Annotated in this window: 25 protein-coding genes and 1 pseudogene; 18 read left to right on the forward strand and 8 right to left on the reverse strand. The window is 62.6% G+C overall.

Annotated features, from left to right (window positions below; genetic code table 11):
• Positions 1–315: 315 nt before the first annotated feature.
• The gene (locus tag NKJ57_RS21670; RefSeq protein ID WP_023689091.1) at positions 316–912 is read left to right on the forward strand and encodes a glutathione S-transferase family protein; all 597 of its coding nucleotides are present in this window, start codon (positions 316–318) and stop codon (positions 910–912) included.
• Positions 913–975: 63 nt separating this feature from the next.
• Here the strand turns inward: NKJ57_RS21670 and NKJ57_RS21675 are convergent, their stop codons facing one another.
• Positions 976–1,626 carry an outer membrane protein gene (locus tag NKJ57_RS21675; RefSeq protein ID WP_023673452.1) on the reverse strand — a complete coding sequence of 217 codons (651 nt, stop codon included), beginning with the start codon at positions 1,624–1,626 and terminating at the stop codon, positions 976–978.
• 411 nt (positions 1,627–2,037) lie between these two features.
• On the opposite strand from NKJ57_RS21675, the gene NKJ57_RS21680 reads away from it, so the two are divergent.
• The 6 genes from NKJ57_RS21680 to NKJ57_RS21705 all read left to right on the forward strand — a co-directional run bounded on the left by NKJ57_RS21680 (position 2,038) and on the right by NKJ57_RS21705 (position 7,214).
• Entirely contained in the window at positions 2,038–2,802 is a 765-nt protein-coding gene (locus NKJ57_RS21680; RefSeq protein WP_023738625.1) for an SDR family oxidoreductase, read from the forward strand.
• A complete protein-coding gene (uvrC, locus tag NKJ57_RS21685; RefSeq protein WP_023752534.1) occupies positions 2,799–4,874 on the forward strand; it encodes an excinuclease ABC subunit UvrC in 2,076 nt (691 codons plus the stop codon). Before NKJ57_RS21680 ends, uvrC begins: the two co-directional genes overlap by 4 nt.
• Before the next feature lie 170 nt (positions 4,875–5,044).
• Positions 5,045–5,641 carry a CDP-diacylglycerol--glycerol-3-phosphate 3-phosphatidyltransferase gene (gene pgsA, locus NKJ57_RS21690; RefSeq protein ID WP_023673449.1) on the forward strand — a complete coding sequence of 199 codons (597 nt, stop codon included), beginning with the start codon at positions 5,045–5,047 and terminating at the stop codon, positions 5,639–5,641.
• Position 5,642: 1 nt separating this feature from the next.
• Complete coding sequence (gene moaD / locus NKJ57_RS21695) at positions 5,643–5,900, forward strand: molybdopterin converting factor subunit 1 (protein WP_352512265.1); 258 nt, start codon at positions 5,643–5,645, stop codon at positions 5,898–5,900.
• Between the two features lie 4 nt (positions 5,901–5,904).
• Positions 5,905–6,378, forward strand: coding sequence for a molybdenum cofactor biosynthesis protein MoaE (locus NKJ57_RS21700; RefSeq protein ID WP_352512263.1), 474 nt, complete (start codon positions 5,905–5,907; stop codon positions 6,376–6,378).
• Positions 6,379–6,560: 182 nt separating this feature from the next.
• A complete protein-coding gene (locus tag NKJ57_RS21705) occupies positions 6,561–7,214 on the forward strand; it encodes a YbaY family lipoprotein (RefSeq protein ID WP_352512261.1) in 654 nt (217 codons plus the stop codon).
• Positions 7,215–7,279: 65 nt separating this feature from the next.
• Here NKJ57_RS21705 and ndk read toward each other — a convergent pair whose 3' ends face one another.
• Positions 7,280–7,702 (reverse strand): nucleoside-diphosphate kinase, encoded by a 423-nt coding sequence (gene ndk, locus NKJ57_RS21710; RefSeq protein WP_192259008.1) that lies wholly within the window; start codon positions 7,700–7,702, stop codon positions 7,280–7,282.
• Between the two features lie 263 nt (positions 7,703–7,965).
• Between ndk and NKJ57_RS21715 the strand changes: the two genes are divergently transcribed.
• A complete protein-coding gene (locus tag NKJ57_RS21715; protein ID WP_023747895.1) occupies positions 7,966–8,190 on the forward strand; it encodes a hypothetical protein in 225 nt (74 codons plus the stop codon).
• 9 nt (positions 8,191–8,199) lie between these two features.
• On the opposite strand, the gene bluB is transcribed toward NKJ57_RS21715, so the two are convergent.
• Complete coding sequence (gene bluB, locus NKJ57_RS21720; RefSeq protein WP_352512260.1) at positions 8,200–8,835, reverse strand: 5,6-dimethylbenzimidazole synthase; 636 nt, start codon at positions 8,833–8,835, stop codon at positions 8,200–8,202.
• 135 nt (positions 8,836–8,970) lie between these two features.
• Positions 8,971–9,057: pseudogene (locus NKJ57_RS30915) on the reverse strand (glutathione S-transferase family protein); the annotation flags it as partial.
• 69 nt (positions 9,058–9,126) lie between these two features.
• On the opposite strand from NKJ57_RS30915, the gene NKJ57_RS21725 reads away from it, so the two are divergent.
• The 4 genes from NKJ57_RS21725 to NKJ57_RS21740 all read left to right on the forward strand — a co-directional run bounded on the left by NKJ57_RS21725 (position 9,127) and on the right by NKJ57_RS21740 (position 12,964).
• Positions 9,127–9,639 (forward strand): DinB family protein, encoded by a 513-nt coding sequence (locus NKJ57_RS21725; protein WP_023747893.1) that lies wholly within the window; start codon positions 9,127–9,129, stop codon positions 9,637–9,639.
• Between the two features lie 479 nt (positions 9,640–10,118).
• Positions 10,119–10,769, forward strand: coding sequence for a hypothetical protein (locus NKJ57_RS21730; RefSeq protein WP_352512258.1), 651 nt, complete (start codon positions 10,119–10,121; stop codon positions 10,767–10,769).
• 393 nt (positions 10,770–11,162) lie between these two features.
• Positions 11,163–11,948 carry a GGDEF domain-containing protein gene (locus tag NKJ57_RS21735; RefSeq protein WP_023705331.1) on the forward strand — a complete coding sequence of 262 codons (786 nt, stop codon included), beginning with the start codon at positions 11,163–11,165 and terminating at the stop codon, positions 11,946–11,948.
• A gap of 647 nt (positions 11,949–12,595) precedes the next feature.
• On the forward strand, positions 12,596–12,964 hold the full coding sequence (locus tag NKJ57_RS21740; protein ID WP_352512256.1) for a hypothetical protein: 369 nt from the start codon (positions 12,596–12,598) through the stop codon (positions 12,962–12,964).
• 167 nt (positions 12,965–13,131) lie between these two features.
• On the opposite strand, the gene NKJ57_RS21745 is transcribed toward NKJ57_RS21740, so the two are convergent.
• The 3 genes from NKJ57_RS21745 to NKJ57_RS21755 all read right to left on the reverse strand — a co-directional run bounded on the left by NKJ57_RS21745 (position 13,132) and on the right by NKJ57_RS21755 (position 15,900).
• Positions 13,132–13,434: a DUF982 domain-containing protein gene (locus tag NKJ57_RS21745; protein WP_352512254.1), complete on the reverse strand. Its 303-nt coding sequence runs from the start codon at positions 13,432–13,434 to the stop codon at positions 13,132–13,134.
• Between the two features lie 166 nt (positions 13,435–13,600).
• Entirely contained in the window at positions 13,601–15,682 is a 2,082-nt protein-coding gene (locus tag NKJ57_RS21750; protein ID WP_352512253.1) for an ATP-dependent helicase, read from the reverse strand.
• A gap of 50 nt (positions 15,683–15,732) precedes the next feature.
• Positions 15,733–15,900: a hypothetical protein gene (locus tag NKJ57_RS21755; protein ID WP_023684745.1), complete on the reverse strand. Its 168-nt coding sequence runs from the start codon at positions 15,898–15,900 to the stop codon at positions 15,733–15,735.
• Between the two features lie 136 nt (positions 15,901–16,036).
• Here NKJ57_RS21755 and NKJ57_RS21760 point away from each other — a divergent pair, with 136 nt between their 5' ends.
• Positions 16,037–16,189, forward strand: coding sequence for a hypothetical protein (locus tag NKJ57_RS21760; protein ID WP_023693936.1), 153 nt, complete (start codon positions 16,037–16,039; stop codon positions 16,187–16,189).
• Between the two features lie 240 nt (positions 16,190–16,429).
• Here NKJ57_RS21760 and NKJ57_RS21765 read toward each other — a convergent pair whose 3' ends face one another.
• The gene (locus tag NKJ57_RS21765; protein WP_023735479.1) at positions 16,430–17,398 is read right to left on the reverse strand and encodes a LysR substrate-binding domain-containing protein; all 969 of its coding nucleotides are present in this window, start codon (positions 17,396–17,398) and stop codon (positions 16,430–16,432) included.
• Between the two features lie 111 nt (positions 17,399–17,509).
• Here NKJ57_RS21765 and NKJ57_RS21770 point away from each other — a divergent pair, with 111 nt between their 5' ends.
• The 5 genes from NKJ57_RS21770 to NKJ57_RS21790 all read left to right on the forward strand — a co-directional run bounded on the left by NKJ57_RS21770 (position 17,510) and on the right by NKJ57_RS21790 (position 22,177).
• Positions 17,510–18,343, forward strand: a complete 834-nt coding sequence (locus NKJ57_RS21770) for a hypothetical protein (RefSeq protein ID WP_023684748.1) — start codon at positions 17,510–17,512, stop codon at positions 18,341–18,343.
• Positions 18,344–18,368: 25 nt separating this feature from the next.
• Positions 18,369–19,325, forward strand: a complete 957-nt coding sequence (locus NKJ57_RS21775) for a DMT family transporter (protein WP_245259943.1) — start codon at positions 18,369–18,371, stop codon at positions 19,323–19,325.
• Positions 19,318–19,551, forward strand: coding sequence for a hypothetical protein (locus NKJ57_RS21780; protein WP_023733893.1), 234 nt, complete (start codon positions 19,318–19,320; stop codon positions 19,549–19,551). The genes NKJ57_RS21775 and NKJ57_RS21780 overlap by 8 nt, the downstream gene beginning before the upstream one ends.
• A 166-nt stretch (positions 19,552–19,717) precedes the next feature.
• Complete coding sequence (locus NKJ57_RS21785) at positions 19,718–20,164, forward strand: Ros/MucR family transcriptional regulator (RefSeq protein WP_023670270.1); 447 nt, start codon at positions 19,718–19,720, stop codon at positions 20,162–20,164.
• A gap of 135 nt (positions 20,165–20,299) precedes the next feature.
• The gene (locus NKJ57_RS21790) at positions 20,300–22,177 is read left to right on the forward strand and encodes an ABC-F family ATP-binding cassette domain-containing protein (RefSeq protein ID WP_023743824.1); all 1,878 of its coding nucleotides are present in this window, start codon (positions 20,300–20,302) and stop codon (positions 22,175–22,177) included.
• The last annotated feature ends 168 nt before the right edge of the window (positions 22,178–22,345 follow it).

A 22,345-nucleotide genomic window follows, 5' to 3' on the forward strand; every position in this document is an offset into this window, starting at 1 on the left:
GAACTTTGCCGACTGGCAGATTCCCGGGAGCTTTTTTGTTGTGATTTAGGTCTTGTTTTGATGCATGTCGTTCTCTCGAAATTGACGCCACTTCTGTGAGACATGCATGGCGATTTCATTGTCGGCGGATTGGCCGCCTGGTTTTGCCCTTCTGGCAGTTGCTCCCTCAGGGAAGATCGGCCAACACTAAGGCGGTCGCATTCGATGGGGTTCAGGCGACACGCTCTAGACCTTTGTTTTACGCGCGTCGTTCTCAAGACCGGAATCGCATTTTTGAGCGACATGCACTGCCCGTCCGAAAACAGGGAACCGATCATGCCGAAGCTGCTCTACGCGTCCTCATCCCCCTACAGTTCCAAGGTGCGCATGGCAGCACTCCATGCCGGCATTGCCGTCGAGCTCGTGCCGGTCAAGACCGAGGACAAGCCTGCTGAACTGATGTCAGCCAATCCTCTCGGCAAGATTCCGGTGCTGGTGCTCGACGACGGCCGCTCGATCCATGACAGCCGCGCGATCACTCAGCATCTCAACCGCGCTTCGAAGAGCCTGTTGTTGCCGCGCAATGCCGACAAGCGCCTCGAGGCCGAAGTGCTGGAGGCGCTGGCCGACGGCATATGCGACTGCGCGCTGTCGATGGTCTATGAGCGGCGCACGCGTCCGGAGGAGATGGTCTATCAACCCTGGCTCGATCGCCAGTGGACCAAGATCACCGCCGCACTCGATTTCCTCAACGCCAATCCGCCGAAGCTGCCGAAGAAGATCACGCTTGGCCAGCTGGCGTTGCGTGCCTGCCTCGGCTACCTCTCTCTGCGCTTCGCCGGCAAATGGGAAAAGGGCCGCGGCCGCCTGACCCGCTGGGCAGCGCGTTTCGATGAGAAGTTTCCGGGGCTGAAGGTGGCTGTGCCGGCCTGACGGGCGAAACAAAAAAAGCCGGGCGCGAGGCCCGGCTTTCTTGTGTCGTGGCTTGAACGACAGTTAGAACTTCATACCGACGCCGAAGGTGACGCGGTTGTCGCTCTCTTTGACCTTGGTGCCGACACTGTCGAAGCTCTTGGAACCGAAGTCGGTGTAGCGGTACTCGACACGGCCGAACACATTGTCGGTGATCTTGATGTCGGTGCCGACGCCGGCCGTCCAGCCGAGCATGGTGTTGCTGTCGCTGTCGCCGGGGACCGAGACCTTCTGGTTCTTCAGGGCGCCGCCGCCGGTGCCGTAGAGCAGGATTTCCGGGGTCACGGCGTAACCCAGACGGGCGCGCAACGAGCCTTCGAAGCCGCCCTTGGAATTGACGCCGCCGCTGTCACCCTTGACGCCATTGTAGCCGAGATCGGCTTCAGCACCGTACACGAAGTTTTCCTGCTGCCACTGGTAGCCGCCGAAAACGCCGCCGACAAAGCCCTTGGTCTTGATGTCGGGGCCGCCGTCCTGGACTTTGGCATGACCGCTGAAGCCGTAGCCGGCGCTGAGACCGGCATACGGGCCGGCCCAGGAAGCGACGGGGAGCTCGGCGATCGGGGCCGGCGCCGGGGGCTCTTCCGAGACGACATCGGCAGCAAAAGCGGTACCGCTGAGGGCGAAGAGCCCGAGCGCAACCGCGAGCGGCGCGAATTTGAGATTGGTTTGCATTGTTGTTTACTCCTTAAGCCACAAGACACGTAGGCTGGTTTGTCCTGAGCGCCATCAACCCGTCCGGGGGGTGAAACGGATCTGGCACTCAACGGTTCCGAATGTCGTGTCAAAATGCGGCGGCAGCGAACCTGAAAATGGGTCATTCCCCGACACGAATGAGGCCGAAGCTTGACGTTGCATCTTCGCAACAGCCAAATGTCAGTACGCAGGCGATGCTGCACTGCACTCGGCTTGGTGCAACGGGTTCAGCGTCCTATATTGCGGTCCTGCCGACCCGAATCCGGGGCGGTGCCGGCGGCGAAAAAGCCGTTTCGCCACATTCCTGCCCCAGGTGGAAACGGCATTTAACCCCTGGACGCGTCACAATGTGCCGCTAGCCGAATTGAGGCGCAGATTGAGGATTGACAGATGATCGAAGCCGCCGGAACGGCGCTGGTGACGGGCGGGGGGAAGCGGATCGGCAAGGCGATCGTCGAGGATCTGGCCGCGCACGGTTTTGCCGTCGCCATCCACGCCAACCGCTCGACCGCCGAGGCCGACGCGCTGGCTGCGAGCATCAGGGACGGAGGCGCCCGCGCCGGCGTGGTAGCCGCCGATCTGACCGACATGGATGCGGTTGGCGATCTCGTCGGCCGCGCCGCGGCAGCGCTCGGCCCGGTCACGCTACTTGTCAACAATGCGTCGCTGTTCGTCGACGATAGCGTCGAGGACTTCGACTGGGCGGCATGGGACCTTCACTTCGCCATCCATGTGAAGACGCCGGCGCTGTTGGCGCAAAACTTCGCCCGCGCCTTGCCGCCAGGGCAGGAGGGGCTGATCGTCAACATCATCGACCAGCGCGTCTGGCGGCCGACGCCGCGCTATTTCTCTTATGCGCTGTCGAAGTCGGCCTTGTGGACGCAGACCGAAATGCTGGCACAGGCGCTCGGTCCGCGCATCCGCGTCAACGCCATCGGTCCCGGTCCAACGCTGAAGAATGCGCGCCAGGAAGATGATGATTTCCAGAAGCAGGTCGATGGCCTGATTCTGAAGCGCGGCCCGCAATTGGCCGAATTCGGCGCCACCATTCGCTATCTCTGGGATGCGCGCTCGGTGACCGGCCAAATGATCGCGCTTGACGGCGGCCAGCATCTTGCATGGCAGACGCCGGATGTGACAGGCATGGTGGAATGAGTCCCGCAGACCAGAAACACAAGACGCGCGCCGGCGCCGCCGACGATATGCCGCCCGACATCGACCTTGAGGATGAAGCGGTCGAGGAGATCGTCGAGCCCGAGGCCACCGGGCCCGATGTCGCCTTCACAGCGATAGACTGGGCGCCGCATGCCGGCGACGCCGACGGCATGGTCGGCGCCGAGGTCATCCAGACATTGGTCAAGCGGCTGCCCAATGCGCCCGGCGTCTACCGCATGATGAACGCTGCCGGCGACGTGCTTTATGTCGGCAAGGCGCGCAGCCTGAAGAAGCGGGTGACCAACTACGCGCAAGGCCGGTTCCACACCGCCCGCATCGGCCGCATGGTGCGCGAGACATCGACGATGGAGTTCGTCGTCACCCGCACCGAAATCGAAGCGCTGCTGCTCGAGGCCAATCTCATCAAGCGCTTGCGGCCGCGTTTCAATGTGCTGATGCGGGACGACAAGTCGTTCCCTTACATCCTGTTGACCGGCGATCACGTCTCGCCCGGCATCTACAAGCATCGCGGTGCGCGCTCGCGCAAGGGCGACTATTTCGGACCTTTTGCGTCGGCCGGCGCGGTCGGGCGCACCATCAATTCGCTGCAGCGCGCGTTCCTGCTCAGGAGCTGCACCAACTCCTTTTACGAAAACCGCACCCGGCCGTGCCTGCTCTACCAGATCAAGCGCTGCGCCGGTCCCTGCACCGGCGAAATCTCGCATGGCGACTATGCCGAGCTGGTCAGCGAGGCGAAGGATTTTCTGTCCGGCCGCAGCCAGAAGGTGAAGACCGAAATCTCTGCCGCCATGCAGCAGGCCTCGCAGGAGCTCGATTTCGAGCGCGCCGCCATTTATCGTGATCGGCTGGCAGCGCTGTCCCATGTGCAGAGCCATCAGGGCATCAACCCGGCCACGGTCGATGAGGCCGATGTCTTTGCTATCCATCAGGAGGGCGGCCAGGTCTGTATCCAGGTGTTTTTCTTCCGCACCGGCCAGAACTGGGGCAACCGCGCCTATTTCCCCAAGGCCGATCCGGCACTGGAGGGGGCGGAAGTGCTGGGCTCGTTCCTGGCGCAGTTCTATGACGACAAGCCGACGCCACGGAACATTCTGCTGTCGCGAGGCGTCCAGGATCAGGAACTGCTGGCCGAAGCGCTGTCCACCCGCGCCGGCCGTAAAGTGTCGATCTCGGTGCCGCAGCGCGGCGAGAAGAAGGATTTGACGGACAACGCGCTGCAGAATGCGCGCGAGGCGCTCGGCCGCCGGCTGGCCGAAACCTCCACGCAAGGCCGGCTGCTCGCCGGCTTTGCCGAGACCTTCGGCCTGCCGAAGCCACCGGTGCGCATCGAGGTCTATGACAATTCGCACATTATGGGCACCAACGCCGTTGGCGCCATGGTCGTCGCCGGGCCGGAAGGGTTTGTGAAGAACCAGTACCGCAAATTCAACATCCGCTCGACCGAGATCACGCCCGGTGACGATTTCGGCATGATGCGCGAGGTGATGGAACGGCGCTTTTCGCGGCTGCTGAAGGAACATGGCGATGTCGTTCCCGACGACGCGGCAGCCGGTGGAGCAGGCGACGACATCGAGGAAGACATCTCCGGCAGCTTCCCGGCCTGGCCCGACGTCATCCTGATCGATGGCGGCCAGGGCCAGATGAGCGCAGTGCGCAAGATCCTCGCCGACCTCGGCATCGAGGATCGCGTGGCGGCCATCGGCATCGCCAAGGGCCAGGACCGCGATGCCGGCCGCGAGCGTTTCTTCGTCAGAGGCAGGGACTCGTTTTCGCTGCCCGTCCGCGATCCCGTGCTCTATTTCGTCCAGCGGCTGCGCGACGAGGTCCATCGCTTCGCCATCGGTTCGCACCGCGCGCGACGCAAGAAGGAATTGGTCAAGAGCCCGCTCGACGAGATCGCCGGCATCGGTCCCGGTCGCAAGCGCGCGCTGCTGCTGGCCTTCGGCACTGCCAAGGCGGTCAGCCGCGCGGCAGTCGAGGATCTGGTCAAGGTCGACGGTATTTCAGAGCAGGTCGCCAAGCTCGTCTACAATCATTTCCATGAGAGCTGAGCGCCGGTGACGCCGCCGTCCCGATGAAATGGCAGCAGCCGTTCTTTTCTCGCAGGCCACTCGAATCCCGGCAATCGCGCGCTATTTTCGTCTGGCCAATCGAATCTCGCCTGTTGACCCCCTACATCCGGTTCTGATTTGAGTACGCAGGCAGAAAGAGTCCCTGAGATATGGCCAAGCGCGCGTTCAACCTGCCCAACATGCTTACCTACGCCCGCATCGTCGCGGTGCCGCTGGTGGTGCTGTGCTTTTTTCTCGAGGGGCATCTGAAATCGAGCGACTTCGCCCGCTGGTCGGCGTTGATCATCTTCCTGCTGGCTTCGATCACCGACTATCTCGACGGCTATCTGGCGCGCGCCTGGCAGCAGACGTCCAACATCGGCAAGATGCTGGACCCGATCGCCGATAAACTGCTGGTCGCCACCTGCCTGCTGCTGCTCGCCGCCGATACGGACCGCCATGCCGGCATCGCAGGCTGGTCGCTGTGGGCGGCAATCATCATCCTGTGCCGCGAAATCCTGGTCTCGGGGCTGCGCGAATATCTGGCGGCATTGAAAGTCTCGGTGCCGGTGACGCAGCTCGCCAAATGGAAGACCGCCATCCAGATGGTCGCCATCGCCTTCCTGCTGGCCGGGCCTGCCGGCGACAAGATCTTCCCGCTGACCACGCAGACCGGACTGGTGCTGCTGTGGATCGCAGCCCTCGTCACGCTCTACACCGGCTACGACTATTTCCGCGCCGGCCTCAAGCACATCATGGACGAGTGAGATGATCACCCGGCTCATTTATTTTGCCTGGGTGCGCGAACGGATCGGCAAGCCTGAGGAAGACGTCGAATTGCCCGCCGGCATCGAGACGGTCGCCGACCTCCTGCGCTGGCTAAAATCGCGCGGCGAGGAATATGGGCACGCGCTGCAATATCCTGATGTAATCCGCGTCGCCATCAATCAGGAACATGTCGAGCATGGCGAAAAGATAGCCGGCGCGCGCGAGATCGCGCTGTTTCCGCCGATGACCGGGGGCTGACACCATGTCCGGCGCGCCGACGGTGCGCATCCAGCGCGACGATTTCGACGTTGCCGCCGAGATCGCGAAACTGACCGAGGGTCGCGCGGACATCGGCGCCGTGGTGTCCTTCTCAGGACTTTGCCGCGACGAGCAGGGCCAGCTGTCGGCGCTGGAACTCGAGCACTATCCAGGCATGGCCGAGGCGGAAATCAGCCGGATCGCCGGCGAGGCGCTTCAGCGCTGGCCGTTGCAAGGCCTGACCGTCATCCACCGCCACGGCAAGATCGCACCGGGCGAAAACATCGTGCTGGTGGTGGCGGCGTCGTCACACCGGCAGGCGGCGTTCGAGGCGGCGAATTTCCTGATGGATTTCCTGAAATCGCGTGCGCCTTTCTGGAAGAAGGAGCACCGCGTGGACGGCAGCGATGGCGGCTGGGTCGAGGCCAAGGACGCCGACGAGCAGGCTGCGGCGCGCTGGAAGGCGCGGCCCGAATAAATCTCGGCGCAGCCATGTATTGACCGCATTCCCTTGGCCAAATCGCATCGGCAAAAAGGGAGCAAGGGCATGCTGGACAGGATCGCCGAATTCTTCGTCTTCGGTTTTGTGCCGCTGGTATCGGCGTTCTGGCCGTTCCCGAGCCTTCCGTCGCCGCCGAGAAAACCCTGAAGGGCGAGGTGATGTATCGCGAGCGCATCGCGCTGCCGCCCAACGCCGTGCTGTCGGTTCAACTTGCCGATGTATCGCTGGCCGATGCGCCGGCCGCCATTGTCGGCGAGCGCAAGGTAGCGCCGGCCGGCCAGGTGCCGATCAAGTTCGAGATCAGCTTCGATCCAACGGTGATCCGGCCCAACATGACCTATGCGCTGCAGGCGCGCATCACCGCCGACGACAAGCTGCTGTTCCTCACGGACTCGCGCTATCAGGTCGATCCGCTCAGCGAGGCGCCGCAGGCCATTGTGCTGAAAATGGTGGCGCCGAGCGACAAGCCGACCTCGGCCTCGCTGTCCGGCCAGAGCTGGCTAGTCGAATATATCGACGGTATCGGCGTGATTTCGGAGCCGCAGGCGACGTTCCGGGTCAGCGAAGCCGGCAAGGCGGGCGGCAGCGGCCCGTGCAACGCCTATTTCGCCACCGCCAAAGTCGATGGCGAGACCATCGTCATCAGCGACATCGGCTCGACCTACAAGGCCTGCGCGCCGGAGATCATGGCCGAGGAAAAGGCCATGTTCGAGGCGCTCGCCAAGGCGGCGTCATACCGTGTCGATGGCGGCAAGCTGATCATCGCCGACAAAGACGGCCGCGACATTTTGCGATTCAACGCAGCGAGTTGATCACGGGCAGCAACGAAAAAGGCCGGCAATGAGCCGGCCTTTTCGATTCAAAGCTGATGGTCGGCTCAGCCGACGATCTCGGTGTCCGAGAACCAGTACTTGATCTCCTGGGCGGCGGTTTCCGGCGCGTCGGAGCCGTGCACGGAATTCTCGCCGATCGACAGCGCGTGCACCTTGCGGATGGTGCCTTCGGCGGCGTTGGCTGGATTGGTGGCGCCCATCACTTCGCGGTTCCTGGCGATGGCGTTCTCGCCTTCCAGAACCTGCACGATGGTCGGCGCCGACGACATGAATTCCACCAGTTCGCCGAAGAACGGACGATCCTTGTGGACGGCGTAAAAGCCTTCGGCCTCGCGGCGGCTCATCCATACCCGACGTGAGGCAATGACGCGCAGGCCGGCCTCTTCCAGCATCCTGGTGATGGCGCCGGTAAGATTGCGCCGGGTCGCGTCCGGCTTGATCATGGAAAAGGTGCGTTCGATCGCCATTGGTCATCCTTGTGATGAAGAGAGGAATTGGGTGATGAAGAGAGGAATTGGGTGATGAAGAGTGGAATTGGGAGTGGCGGGCTCTATACAAGCCGCCCGGCCCATTGCCAAGGGGACGCGCCCCGGCAGCGTTATTCGGCCGCGACCGCCCGCATGGCTGTTCGCAACGCTCTGGTCAAAGGCAAGGCTTTGCGGGAAAATGGCGATTGCGCAGGCACGCACGGTTTCGAAGGGAAATCAGCGGAACGGAAAGACATCGGACCATGTTTGACGGGACGCGCTGGCCCTACCACCACCTCAGGCCGGGCGACATAAAAGGGAGCCTATTGGTTATCGGCATTTTTGCTGCCGTGGGCCTTGTTCTGCTGCTCTTTCTGGGTCGCCGCACAGATACGAACTTCGGCTTCGGCCCCGAATGGCAATGCACGCCGATGCCGAAGGGCGACCCGATCTGCGTCAAGCTGGTCGGCAAAGAAGAGACGAAGTGATGGGCAGCCTTACCGCCTGATCACCACCGGCTGCCGCCGCTGCTCCCAGCCCTCGCGTTCCAGCGTCGGCAGATCATGCTCCTCGCTGGCATAGCCGAGGCAGAAATAGCCGATCAGCGTCCACTCAGGCGGGGTGTCCAGGATTGCGGCCATCTCGGCGGCGTCGAGGATCGACACCCAGCCCATGCCGATGCCTTCCGCCCGCGCCGCCAGCCACAATGTGTGCACCGCCATGACGGCCGAATAGTCGATGGTTGCCGGCATCGTCATGCGGCCGAGCCCATGGCCCTGTTGCGTCGTGCGGTCGGCGAAAACCGCGAACTGGCAGGGCGCTTCATTGAGACCGGCGAGCTTCAGCCGGGCATAGAGAGCGGCGCGCTCGCCCGAAAAGCATGCCAGCGCCTCGGCATTGCAGCGCTCGAAACAGTCTCTCACCGCGCCCCGCCGCTCGGCGCTGTCGACCACCACGAAGCGCCACGGCTGGCTGAGACCGACGGAGGGCGCGATGCAGGCAAGCTCCAGCAGCCGCTCCAGCGTACCCTCTGGCAAAGCCGTCCGCTCGAAGCGCCGCACATCCCGGCGCCAGCGCAGCAGCGTGACCAGCCCGGCGCGAAAATCATCGGTGAAATCGGGGGGTGGTGGCATGGCGATCAGGAGACTTGTGTGGGGAATAGGCAGTAGGCAGTAGGCAGTAGGCAGTAGGCAGTAGGCAGTAGGCAGTAGGCAGTAGGCAGTAGGCAGTACAGCGCTCGGACCCTATTGCCTACTGCCTATTCCCTAAGCTGCTGCCGCCGCCTCCTTCCAGCAATGCGGGCTGAACGGACGGGTCGCGTCGTGTCCGACGAGTTCATGGAACAGAATGGTCATTGGCGGCTGCGCCCTCGCGGTCTAATTAGTCGCCTGCGGCTGAAGCGGAACTCGTCGGCGGGAAAAAAGATGAAACAGCATTTCATGATGTTCGCGGCCTACAATCAATGGGCCAATGGCCGCATCTACGATGCCGTGACCGAGCTCGACGAGGAAGAGTTCAACCGCAATGTCGGTGCCTTCTTCGGCTCCATGATGGGCACGCTCAATCATCTGCTCGCCACCGACCGCATCTGGATGAAACGCTTCACCGGCGAGGGTGACGCGCCGACGAAGCTCGACGCCATCCTGCACCGGGCGCTGCCTGGCCTCAGGCTGGCGCGTGAGGCCGAGGACAGGCGGATCGCCGACTGGGTGGGCGCCTTGAGCGACAAGGCCTTGTCCGGCCGCTTTTCCTACATGACCGTTTCCGACATGCGCACCGTCTCGCAAAGACTGGCGCCGGCGCTGGGCCACGTCTTCAATCACCAGACCCATCACCGCGGCCAGGCGCACGCCATCCTGACCATTCTCGGCCGGCCTTCGGTGCAGCTCGACCTGGCGTTTTTCCAACGCACCGACGAAGGCCGCGCCTACGCCTGATTTCTTGACCGCGGTTTGCGTTGAAGACGCCGGACGCGACATCCCTCGGTGCTTTGTGCCATCTGCGACCTGGCCGCCGATCCCAGTGAACCGCCTCTGGACGCGACGGACAGCGCCAAAGCCTCAACCTCCAGCCTGAATCCCAAGCCGGGTTTTTGAAGCCCGTGGTTGCACGACGCTGCCAGGTGGCTTGTGCCGCCCTTTGGCGCCGCCCCTTGCTCGGCCGGCCGCTACAACCGGCTCCATTTTTCAGTAGAGTTTCTATTTAATAAATTCAACAAAGTTTAAATATTGAAGCAAAAACATATTTTTTTTTAGAAACCGAGTACACTGATTGAGAACTACAACGGCCTATGTCGAAAAAAATAAAGAAACTATAAGGAAGACTCGTGCGTAGCTGTGAGTGCATAAGCATATGTCTGCTTTGGTTTGCTGGCATGTTGCAATGCACAAAGCAGAACGGCAACAAGGAGAGTGTCATGGTTAATATCACTCAGAAAATCGCTAGAGCACTGGCGGCGGGTGCAATTATCGTTATTTTTGCCGCTCCCGCGAATGCAGGAGGCGGAATTGGCGTCGGTGTCGGCGCATCTATCGGCGGTGCTGGCGGCATCAATGCAGGTGTTGGCGCTTCGATCGGCGGAAGCGGCGGGGTCAAGGCCGGTGCCGGCGCCTCGGTCGGCGGCAGCGGCGGTATCAAGGCGGGTGCTGGCGCAACGGTCGGCGGCAATAGCGGCGTTACTGCGGGCCTCGGCGCCTCAGTCGGCGGTAGCAGCGGCATCAAGGCCGGCGCTGGCGCGACGGTCGGCGGAGCCGGTGGCATCAAGGCCGGTGTTGGGGCCACGGTCGGCGGCAGCGGAGGTATCAAGGCCGGTGTCGGCGTCAACGTCGGCAGCGGCATCAACGTCGGTGTCGGCGTCGGCATTGGCGGAACGCCGGGCATGCCCGGTACCCCCGGCACTCCAGGAACTCCTGGAACACCAGGCACCCCTGGGACACCCGGTGTCGTCGCCAGCATGTCGAACAGCCAGCTGACACGTATGAAGAAGCGCTGCGTCGATGTGCTCGCCAGCGAGGGCACCTACGACAGCGATCTGCGGCAGCTATGCCTTATGATCTCGCGTCGCTGAGACAGGTTTCGCCGGGAGTGTCGAGCCAACCGTGAGGCTTTACGGCACTCTCCTACCGCATGGCCCAGACTTCCCGAGGGACATGCGCTGACGAGAAGCCTCCGGCCAGTCGGAAAGCCCGCCGCGCAAGTGGCGGGCTTTTTGTCGCCACTCACAAGGCAACCGATCGCGCCTTTCGATTGCCGGAGCGTTTTATCGTTTAACGGAAACGGTGAAACGCGCTATCCCTTTGTCTTGGCAATTCTCAGGGAAAGCGCTGCGCACTTTTCCCGGGAAAGTCGCTAGCGCTTTTGCTGGCATTGATCTGGTTAACCACATTCGAATTGCAGGTAAGATTTTAGGGTTTCATTTGTGTTCCCGCTGCAAAATGGCGAACACAGTGGGAGAAATGGCATGCGGGTCGATCTTTCGCCCACGAGCTTGGGCAGGGTCATAGCAGTCACGGTTGTCGGCACGGCGATCTGTATCGCGGCGGCCTTCCTTGTCGATTCCTACAATTTTCCGTCGCTGTCGCCCGAAGCGTTGCGCTGGGCGCAGCTCACCGACCTGTTGCTGCCGCTCGTGCTGGGTGGATCGTTCTTCTCTTTCCTGATGTACAAGATGCGCCAGCTGGCGATCGCCCAGAAGAATCTGAGCATCGTCGCGGCGACCGACAGCCTGACCGCGGTGTTCAACCGCGGCGCGTTTTCGATGCTGGTCGAGGCCTATCTCGAACAGGCGCGCAGCCAGGCCGTCGTCGATGCCGGCGCCCTGCTGATCGTCGACGCCGATCATTTCAAGACCATCAACGATCGATTGGGCCACGATTGCGGCGATCAGGCGCTCAAGCTGATTGCGCAGACGATCAAGGCCCAGTTGCGCGGCGCCGACATCGTCGGGCGCATCGGCGGCGAGGAGTTCGCCATCTTCCTGCCTGGCGCCGACCCGTCGCAGTCCTGGCTGGTTGCCGAGGGGATCCGGCGGCGCATCCGCGAGGTCGAGTTTGCCCCGGATGGACGGCCCTGTCCGCTCTCGGTGAGCATCGGTGGCGTCGCCTTCAGCGGACCCACCACCTATGCCGACATGTTCCTGACGGCCGACCGGCACCTCTACAAGGCCAAGTCCAACGGCCGCGACCAGGTCAGTTTCGAAACGACCGGGCCGCGCGCCCTGCTGGCCGGTGATCCGACGTTGCATTGAAATGCGGGCGCCAGGCGAGGCTCCGGTCGGGCGCAGGCGCTTTTCAAACGGATCGCGGCAATGCGACCTGGAACACGCAGCGGCGCCGTCAGCTTCCATGGTGTCGACTGCAGCAGGCCTCGTTCCTTAACGCAAGTGTTTCGGTCTAATGGTGGCGCTGCGATCCGTTGGCCTGCCGCATCGATATGATGCCTTCAGATGTACCTAAAATAGTCCTCGCTTGCTGCGTCCGCCGCTGCTTGCGGGTTGGCCGTCCATTTCTGCTTCGAGGTGTGGATCAACCCGATGGCGAAACGGTGGCTGCAGCGTCGCTCGCTATCGCGCGTGGTACCCGCCTCGGCGGCTTGTACCGTTATCCACTGCTCATAGATCGGATGAGTCAGTGATCCAGAAGTCGGCCTAAACTGTTGGAACGACAATTACTTAGAGAACAAATAATCCGTAGAGTTTCCGTTGTTCCATCCTTTCATCAAGATCATGATATATTCAACTTCCTGATCAGCCATAATGGATTTGTGTCTGACGTCTCAAAGGCCAGTTAATATCTCAGAGATGGGCAAGCATCTGCAAAAACTCAAAGGAATTTTAACACGGCATCTAGGCCGGGGGCCTTTTCACTCCTCGAGTTCGCCTCAAGGTATGGATGCGTGACGCGGCACCTTGTAAAGGATGAAGACATCGATCTCGTCAGTTCCGATTATCCACAAGCGATTTCTTTCCTGGCTAACGAATTCAAGATTAAAGCCATTCAGTCGCGATCGATACCGGAGGAGGGTTTTGGCAGGCTCTATGATGCAGTCCTTGCGCTTTCATTCTTTTCCCACATGCCGATAACAACTGGGCGCGATGGCTGGTGCGTCTGTTCAGCTTTGTGCGGCCTGGTGGCATTCTGGTTTTACAACTCACGGCTCGCGATCCCTGCCTTTTCTTCAAATGGAGACGTACCGAGTGAATTTGGCTTTCGGTTTGCATTGAACAGTGAACAGGCCGATATCGCGGTTGAGAATACGGCATGATGGCCATGGAACTTGGGTTCGTGATCAAACATCTCAAGACGCTTCCAATGCCGAGTTACTCCAAGATGAAGTGGACGCTTGGTGGGATCACCAAGACGTGTTGTCGTTCGACGTCTGCCGGCAAGTCCGAGTGATCTTTTTGCTGGGCAGGCCCGGTCCCGGCCGTCTCAGACGGCGTAGCCGCCATAACCGTGTGCGACCGGCTTGACCGAGACGGCCGGCTGGACCGCGGGCCAGAGGATGCCTGCCGTGACTGCAAAGGTGATCAGGGCATCGCGTGCGGCCTCGGCCGAGATTTCGCCGGCGCGTGCCGCCTCGCAAGCCCTCACGGCCGCGCCATAGCTCAGGCGCCGGCGTGACGGCGGAAATTCGGTCAGGAAATCATGCATCTCGAACAGCGAGGCGAGCATGCGTTTGTGGCCGGCGCCAACGCTAACGGCAACCGGGGTGAAGAACATCGCGTCGTGCATTCTGGCCTCTCTGGATGGGCGGAAAGGCGGCGGTCGCCGCTCTCCGATCGCGGGTTGGACGCCAGAAAACGCGGCCGGCGGCCCGAGGTTCCCTGAGAGATGCCGTGACAGGACGATTTGCTTCTTGAGGTCGCTCCCCGGCCGGCATCCGCGGTTGCGGCGGCTTCTATTTCCACATGCCGCGCATGCGGGCGCCGAGGTCGACGCGGACTTCAGGTCTGTGGCGCGGATCGTCCTTTGCGTGGACGCTCGCCCAAGAGGTCTGCTCGAAAGCGCCGAGAATCGAGGTCGGGATGAAACGGGTTCGCGAGGCATAGACGTGGCGGTCGCCGCGCGCTGCCTGGCCGTGAGTGAAGAAGCGCTGCGGCGTCACCAGATGCAGGCCGTCCTTGGCCCGCGTCATGGCGACGTAAAGCAGCCGGCGCTCCTCCTCGATGTCTTCCTTGGTGCCGACGCCGAGATCGGCCGGGATGCAGCCATCGACGGTGTTGAGCACGAAGACGTTCTTCCATTCCTGGCCCTTGGCCGAATGAATGGTCGACAGGATCAGATAGTCCTCGTCGCGGTGCGGCGGCCCGGCCTGGTCGCTGGTCGCATCCGGTGGATCCAGCGTCAGCTCGGTCAGGAAGCGCTCGCGCGAAGCATAGCCTGAACCGATCTGCTCGAGCTGCATGAGGTCGGCCCGCCGCGTCGTCGCATCCTCGTGGATGCGCTCAAGATGCGGCTCGTACCACAGCCTGACCTGTTCGAGATCGGCCGGCCATTTCCCCGACCGGGCGCGCAGGCCGGAATAAAGCGCAACGAAGGCTGGCCAGTCCTCAGCCGCGCGTTGCGGCGGCCGGTAGCGGGCCAGCCCCATTTCCTCGTCGAGCGATGTCGCCATGGTCTCGACGATGGTGCTCGCCGCCGAAGGGCCGATGCCGGGCAGGAGCTGCAGCACGCGGAAGCCGGCGGCGCGGTCGCGCGGGTTCTCGGCAAAACGCAGCACCGAAAGCACGTCCTTGACGTGGGCGGCGTCGAGGAATTTGAGCCCGCCGAACTTGACGAAGGGGATGTTGCGGCGCGTCAGTTCGATCTCCAGCGGGCCGCTGTGGTGCGAGGCGCGAAACAGCACCGCCTGCGATTTCAGCACCGTGCCGGCCTCGCGCTCGGCAAGGATGGCCTGGCAGACATAGTTCGCCTGCTCCGCCTCGTCGCGCACGCTGACCAGTTTCGGTTTTTGCGAGGATTTGCGCTCCGACCAGAGGTTCTTGGTGAAACGCTCCGATGCCTCCGAGATGACCGCATTGGCTGCCGCCAAAATGGTCTCGGTCGAGCGGTAGTTGCGCTCCAGCATGATGACATCGGCGGCTCGCGCGAATTGTTGCGGGAAATCGAGGATGTTGCGCACTTCCGCGGCGCGAAACGAATAGATCGACTGCGCGTCGTCGCCCACCACCGTCAGTCCGGCGCCGTCCGGCTTCAGCGCCGAAAGGATCGAGGCCTGCAGCCGGTTGGTGTCCTGGTATTCGTCGACCAGCACATGGTCGAAGCGCGAGCCCAGATGCGCCGCGATCTCCGGCTCGGCGGCCATTTGCGCCCAGTAGAGCAGGAGGTCGTCGTAATCGAGCACGTTCTGCGCCTGCTTGGCCTCGACATATCGGGCGAACAGCGCCTTCAGCTGTTCGGCCCAGCCGGCACACCAGGGAAAGGCCGAACCCAGCACCTCGCCGAGCGGCGCCTGAGCGTTGACGGCGCGCGAATAGATCGCCAGGCAGGTGCCCTTGGTCGGAAACCGGCTTTCGGTCTTCGAGAATCCAAGCTCATGCCGGGCAAGATTCATCAGGTCGGCGGAATCCTCGCGGTCATGGATGGTAAAGGCGGGGTCAAGGCCGATCGTCAGCGCATAGTCGCGCAGCAGCCTGGCGCCGATGCCGTGAAACGTACCGGCCCAGGCCAGCGCGTCGGCGATGACGGACGCGTCTCGGCCCAGCACCTCGCCGGCGATGCGTTCGACCCGCCTGGCCATTTCGGTGGCGGCGCGGCGCGAGAATGTCATAAGCAGAATGCGTCTGGGATCAGCGCCCTTGACGATCAGATGCGCAACCCGGTGGGCGAGCGTGTTGGTCTTGCCGGAGCCGGCGCCGGCGATCACCAGCAGCGGCCCGGCGATCTGGCCCTCGCCATGTTCGACAGCGAGCCGCTGCTCGGCGTTGAGCTTCGCCAGATAGGCGGGCCGCAAGGACGAATCATTGATGGCGATGGTCATCGCCTATCAAGCATCGTTTCCGCTTTGTTCGCAACGGGCGGAAGTCGCCCTTACCGCCGTGGCGCGACACCCGTTGCCGCCGACTGGCGCCGCAAGGCGGCGCGTTCGTCGCCAGGCACCGGCAACGGATCGAAATTGTCAGGCACGTCCTTGATGATCTCCTTGGCGATGCGATAGGTCGCGTAAGCGAAAAGGCCGGTTATGAGCAGACGGATCATGGCGCGATCTCCTTTAGGCAACCAACCTCAGAGCCGCCGTTTGGTTCCAGCCGACGCGGTGTCGTTTGCGAGCGTGCAACCAAATCTGAACCACCTCGTTGCCTTACGAAGGAGAGGGCAGACCTAGGAGGTCGCCATGAAGAGGCTTCTGATTCTGTTGGCCGCCAGCTTGGCGCTCGCCGCCTGCGACGGCGACATCCAGCCAACCAAAGCCCCGGTGCTCGATCAAACTCCGCAGACGGATTCGGCGCCAAAGCCGGCGGCCAGCGGCGATCAGCCGGCGCAATGATCGTTTTAGCGGGACGATAAGGCTGAGGTAGCCTTCGGGAGAAGAAGGCCGGCGCCGCTTGGGAGGTGAGCTGATAGCGCCGGCCAGGCGGATATCAGGTCCGCCGCAACAACCGAAGATAGCTGAGTCTCTCGCCTGCGTCATGAGGTGGCAGTTTTCGTGCCGGTTCTGCTCGTGCCGTCTGCGCAAAACCAGCAGAAACGGCCGCAAATCCCGCAAGGCCGCGGAAAGAATCCGACCTCAGGCAATGGCCTTGCGCAGCACCGGGCCGCCGGCAATCCCGGCGTCCAGCTGGCACTGCGTCAGCGCCGCCTCGGCCATTATCCACTGCTTGAACAGTTCCACCTTGCGCGTGTAGGGCGCGGTGACCGGGCAGACGAAATACCAGCCGGCGGTGTTGGGGTGATGCACGGCAAACGGCGCCACCAGTCTCTCTGCGCGGATCTCGCTCGCCATATAGGCGCGGTTGGCGACTGCAAAGCCCATGCCGGCATTGGCCGCCTCATAGGACATCATGCAGGAATCGAAATAGATGCTCTTGGTCTCGCCGAGCACGGAACTCGCGCCGGCAAAACCCAGCCACGACTGCCAGTTCTGCGTGCAGGTGTCGGAATGCAGCAGCGTGAAATGCCTGAGGTCGTCCGGCGTCACCTTTGACGGCGGCCTGTCGCCGAGAACTTCGTGGAACAGCTTCCTGCTGCACACCGGCGTCAAATCCTCCTTGAACAGCAGGTCCGCTTTGAGGTCGGGAAAGCTGCCGTCGCCATAGCGGATCTCGAGGTCGAACTCGGAGGTGGCGAACTCATTGGCGGCGTAGGAGGTCGAAACCCGCATTTCGATTTCGGGATATTGCCGCTGGAACAGCGGCAGGCGGGCAAACAGCCAGCGCGCCGCGAACGTCGGCAGCACCGAAATCTTCAGCACATGTGCCTGCGACTGTCCGGTCGCCTCCATGCTGGCCGCCACGATGCGCTCCAGCGCCTCGCGAACGCGCGACACATAGGTCTCGCCCTCGGGCGTCAGCGACACCGCATTGCCGCCGCGCTGGAAGATCTTGAAGCGCAGCTGTTCCTCGAGGCTTTTGACGCGCTGGCTGACGGCGGAAGCAGTAATAAACTGCTCTTCGCCGGCGCGCGTGAAGTTACGGTGCCGGGCGGCACTTTCGACAATCTTCAGCGAATTGAGGTTGACCTGACTGAGCAGACGCACGCGTTTCGACCTTAAGCTGGGCTTACACTAGCACCAGCATTCCTAATTTTACAGGGGTGGGGAAATTAATCGACAGTTTACCAAGTGATGCCCCCATCCTGGAGAAGTAGAATGAACGCCCATACCATACCTGAACTGCGCTACGCGATGAGCCGAGAAGCCATTATCGGTCATGAGACGGCCTGGAAAGTGTCGGGTTTCGGCGTTGCGCAGTATCTGCATGGCTACGACCCGGCGCTGCTGGCGGCGATCGAAGAGGCGGCGTTGAAGCTCAAGGCCAGCCACGCCGTGCACAAGCACCTCGATCTGACCTTCATCACCGGCGCCGACCGTTTCATCCCGGAGATCAAGGAACTGCTGCATGACAAGCTGCGCCTGGAACGTCTGTCCGACATGATGGGCACCAAGCTCGAGCCCTATCCGCTGTCGATCGTCGGCTCGACCGTCACTTTCATGAATCCCAAGGACGGCGCCGTCGATTGGCATTGCGACGGTGTCCCGGTCACCGAACTCATTCCGCTGTCGATCAGCAATCCGCTGGTCGGCGGCCATCTCGAAATCTACTGCGACGATTCCGAGACCGGCCGCGCCATCCTTGAATCCGGCCGCGAGATTCCGCGCAACCAGGTCATGCGCATCGACCACAAGATGAACTACGCCACACTCGGTCAGTTTCTCGGTGTGCTGCACCGCACCGCGCCGATCCAGCTCGGCTCACGCGTCACGCTGGTCCTCAACCAGCGCTCTGTGGCCAAGCCCTACGTCGACGACAATCGCATGTTCTATCTCGCAGCCGACAATGATCACGATCGCGAATGGGTCAACGAACTGGCCGAAGACGTCTGGACGAACCAGCTGCCGGCCTATCGCCGCTTCGAGGAAGAGCGTCCGGTTGCGGCGGCGACCGATGCGCCGGTCCCGGGCGGATCAAGGGAATCATGGTAGCCAGAGCATAGAAGTGGACGCCTGTTTGGCCGTCGGTAACATCATGGTCGGCGATAAGGACAAGGCACCGTCTCGGCGATTCCGGGGTGGATCGGGCTCGCCGTCGGCCCTGGTCTTCGCCGCCGGCGCGGTCGCCCTGTGGTCGACCAACGCGCTGGTCGGCAAATCCCTGCTGGCCAGCCATCCGGTGTCGCTCGTGCAGTTGCTGCAGTTTTGTGGAGCGGCTCTGGTGTTCGCCGTCATCCATCTGGCGAGCCGGAAGGGGGACACGCAAGACGCAGCCTTTGCCAAGGGTGCTGACGGCACCCTGGCGCCGGTCGCGGTCGGCTTTATTGGCCTGGTCGGCACCATGGTGCTGCAATACATCGCCTTTGCCTCCATGCCGGTGATCGAGGCCAATCTCGTCGCCTACACCTGGCCGCTGATGGTCGCGGCGGCGGTCATCGTGCTGGGCAAGCGGCAACGCCCCGTGCTGCTGGGTTTGACTGCCGTGTTCGGCTTTGTCGGCGTGGCGCTGGTGATCTCGGGTGGTCGCGGCCAGCCTTTTCTCCAGGGCAGCATCGTCGGCTATCTCGCTGCCTTCGGCTCGGCGCTGTGCATGGCCTTCTATTCGATTGCGGTCGCCCGCCTGGCCACACCGTCGGAGCGTTTGCTTTTGCCTTCGGCATTGGTCGGCGTCGGCCTGACCTTGCTATGGTGTATTCACGACGGCGCAGCCTGGCCATCCAGCGAGCACCTCCTGCTTGGCCTCTATCTCGGCGCCGGCCCGATGGGGCTGGGATATTATTTCTGGTCGCGCGCCTTGAAGCTTGAAGGCGGCGGCAAGGTTGCGGTCATCGCCTATCTGACGCCGATCGCATCGACGCTGCTGCTGACGCTGTCGGGCGAAAGGCTGACGCTGACCGCGATAGCCGGTGCGGTCCTCGTCATCGGCAGCTGTATTGCGGTGGGCATAGAACGCTCGGAGGCTGAACATGCTTGACGACGATGAACGCCTCGCCAGACAGGAAGCATTCTGGCTGCTCAAGGAGTTCGGCGCCGAGGCGCCGCTCTACGCCGCCATGAAGGCCGAAAAGGCGATAGAGCAAAAAGATTTCGGCCGGTGCGCCCGCTGGAAGCGCATTCTGGAGATACTGGCCGACTCCAAACCTGCCGGGTCCGTGCAGTTGAAATCTGCTGGCGCGAAGTCGGCCGTTTCCAAGTATTAGATTTTCTAATTTGCAACGTTGCAACCTGTTGTGGAAACATCCTCCTGTTCCGATTCTTGATCGTTTATTGAGACTTAGCGACCCGTTGGGGGGTGCAGCTAGGTCGATACATCAAGAGAAGTCTTAAAAAAAGCCGGCAACTTCATGACCGGCGGGAGAAACAGAATTGCACACCATCGACAGCAAGACCGCTATTGAACTGACTGCTGACATCGTCTCGGCCTATGTCGGCAACAATCCTCTCCCTGCGTCCGGCCTGCCGGATCTGATCGCCAGCGTCAGCGCATCGGTGCGCAAGCTGGGCAGCATTGCCGCCGTGGAAAGCCCCGCGCTGAACCCCGCTGTCAATCCGAAGCGGTCGGTGTTTCCCGACCACATCGTCTGTCTGGAAGATGGCAAGAAATTCAAGTCGCTGAAACGCCACCTGATGACCGACCATGGTCTCAGCCCGGAGGAATATCGTGGCAAATGGGGCTTGCCGTCGGACTATCCGATGGTGGCGCCGAACTACTCCGCGACCCGTTCGGCACTGGCCAAGTCCTCGGGCCTCGGCCGCAAGCCGGCCGTTCCGGCCGCCGCGGCCAAGGTGACGAAGCGCAAACCCAAAGCCTGAACCAGGCAGCCTCTGAAAAGTCAGTCTGCTGTTTGCAATGGACGGCGCGCTTAAGGCGCGCCGTCTTCATGCCTTATGCCCCCGCCAGCGCCCAGGCCCTTGCGAAGCGCCGCCCTCCCGTGCAAAAGCCCCGGCATGCTTATCATCAACGATCTTTCGCTCCGCATGGCCGGACGCTTGCTTCTCGATCATGCCTCGCTGACCTTGCCGGCCGGCACCAAGGCCGGCCTCGTCGGCCGCAACGGCACCGGCAAGACGACGCTGTTCAAGGCCATCACCGGCGACTTTCCCTCCGAGACCGGCTCGATAAGCCTGCCCAAGAACACCCGCATCGGCCAGGTGGCGCAGGAAGCGCCCGGCACCGAGGAGCCGCTGATCGAAATCGTGCTCAAGGCCGACCTCGAGCGCACCGCATTGCTCGAGGAGGAAAAGACCGCCACCGACGCGCACCGCATTGCCGACATCCATATGCGGCTGGCGGATATCGATGCGCATTCGGCGGAATCCCGCGCGGCCACCATCCTCGCCGGCCTTGGCTTCGACGACGCCGCGCAGCGCCGCCCGGCCTCGTCCTTCTCCGGCGGCTGGCGCATGCGCGTCGCGCTTGCCGCCGTGCTGTTTGCCGAGCCCGACCTTCTGCTGCTTGACGAGCCGACCAACTATCTCGATCTCGAAGGCACGCTGTGGCTGGAAAACTATGTTTCGAAATACCCGCACACGGTGCTTCTGATTTCGCACGATCGCGACCTGCTCAACCGCGCCGTCAATTCCATCGTTCATCTCGACCAGAAGAAGCTGACCTTCTGGCGCGGCGGCTACGACCAGTTCGAGCGCCAGTACACCGAGCAGAAGGAGTTGCAGGAGAAGGGCCGTGTCAAGCAGGAAGCCGCGCGCAAACACATGGAGTCCTTCGTCGAACGCTTCCGCGCCAAGGCTTCGAAGGCGAGACAGGCGCAGTCGCGCATCAAGGCGCTGGAGAAGATGAAGCCGATCGCGGCGATCGTGAACGACACGGTGAGGCCGTTCTCTTTCCCGGAGCCGGTGAAAACGGTGGCGTCGCCGATCATTGCCTTGAACAACGTCAATGTCGGCTACACCGAGGGCCAGCCGATCCTGAAGAAGATGACGCTGCGCATCGATGCCGACGACCGCATCGCGCTGCTCGGCGCCAACGGCAACGGCAAGTCGACCTTCGCCAAGCTTCTGTCGGGCCGGTTGAAGCAGGAGAGCGGCACCATGACGGTGGCGCCGGGCCTGAAAGTGGCTATCTTCGCGCAGCATCAGCTCGACGATCTCAGGCCTGATGAAAACGCCTATGAGCATGTCCGCCGGCTGATGCCGGAGGCGCCGGAATCCAAGGTACGTGGCCGCGTCGCCCAGTTCGGTCTCACCACCGAGAAGATGAACACCGCCGCCAAGGACCTGTCCGGCGGCGAGAAGGCGCGCCTGCTGATGGGCCTGTCGGCCTTCGAAGGCCCGAACCTGTTCATCCTCGACGAGCCGACCAACCATCTCGACATCGACAGTCGCGAATCGCTGATCCGTGCATTGAACGAGTTTCCCGGCGCCGTCATCCTGATCTCGCATGACCGCCATCTGCTGGAAGCGACCGCCGACCGGCTGTGGCTGGTCAAGGACGGGGCGGTCAACCCGTATGACGGCGACCTTGAGGACTACAAGACGCTGGTCACCGGCGTGTCCGGCGACCGACGCGGCAAGCGCGAGGCCGAGAAGGCATCAAAGGCCGATCGCCGCCGCGATGCAGCCGCGCGCCGCGCCGCCTTTGAGCCGCTGGCCAAGGAAATACGCGCCACCGAAGCGCTGATGGACCGCATCCGCAAGCGCATCGACCTGATCGAGGACGAACTCGCCAATCCGGCGGTGTACGAAAAGGATCCGTCGACCGCGACCCGGCTCGCCAAGGAGCGCTCGCAGCTGGCACAGCAGCTTGCCGGTCACGAGGAGAAATGGCTAACCATGTCGGCCGAGTATGAGGAAGGCACGGTGGAGTGATTACCCTCCCCCGTTGTGGGGAGGGTCGATCCGCGAAGCGGAGCGGGGTGGGGGTCCGCGCCGCCGCGGGGCCCCCCCCGCCCCGCCCCGCCCCCCGCCCCCCCCACCCGGCGGGAGGACGTGGATCGAATAAAAAAGAACAGCAACCCGCACGCGCCAGGCGGAAGT

The sequence above is a fragment of the Mesorhizobium sp. M0077 genome, from assembly GCF_040322955.1.
In the GTDB taxonomy this organism is placed as follows: Bacteria; Pseudomonadota; Alphaproteobacteria; order Rhizobiales; family Rhizobiaceae; genus Mesorhizobium.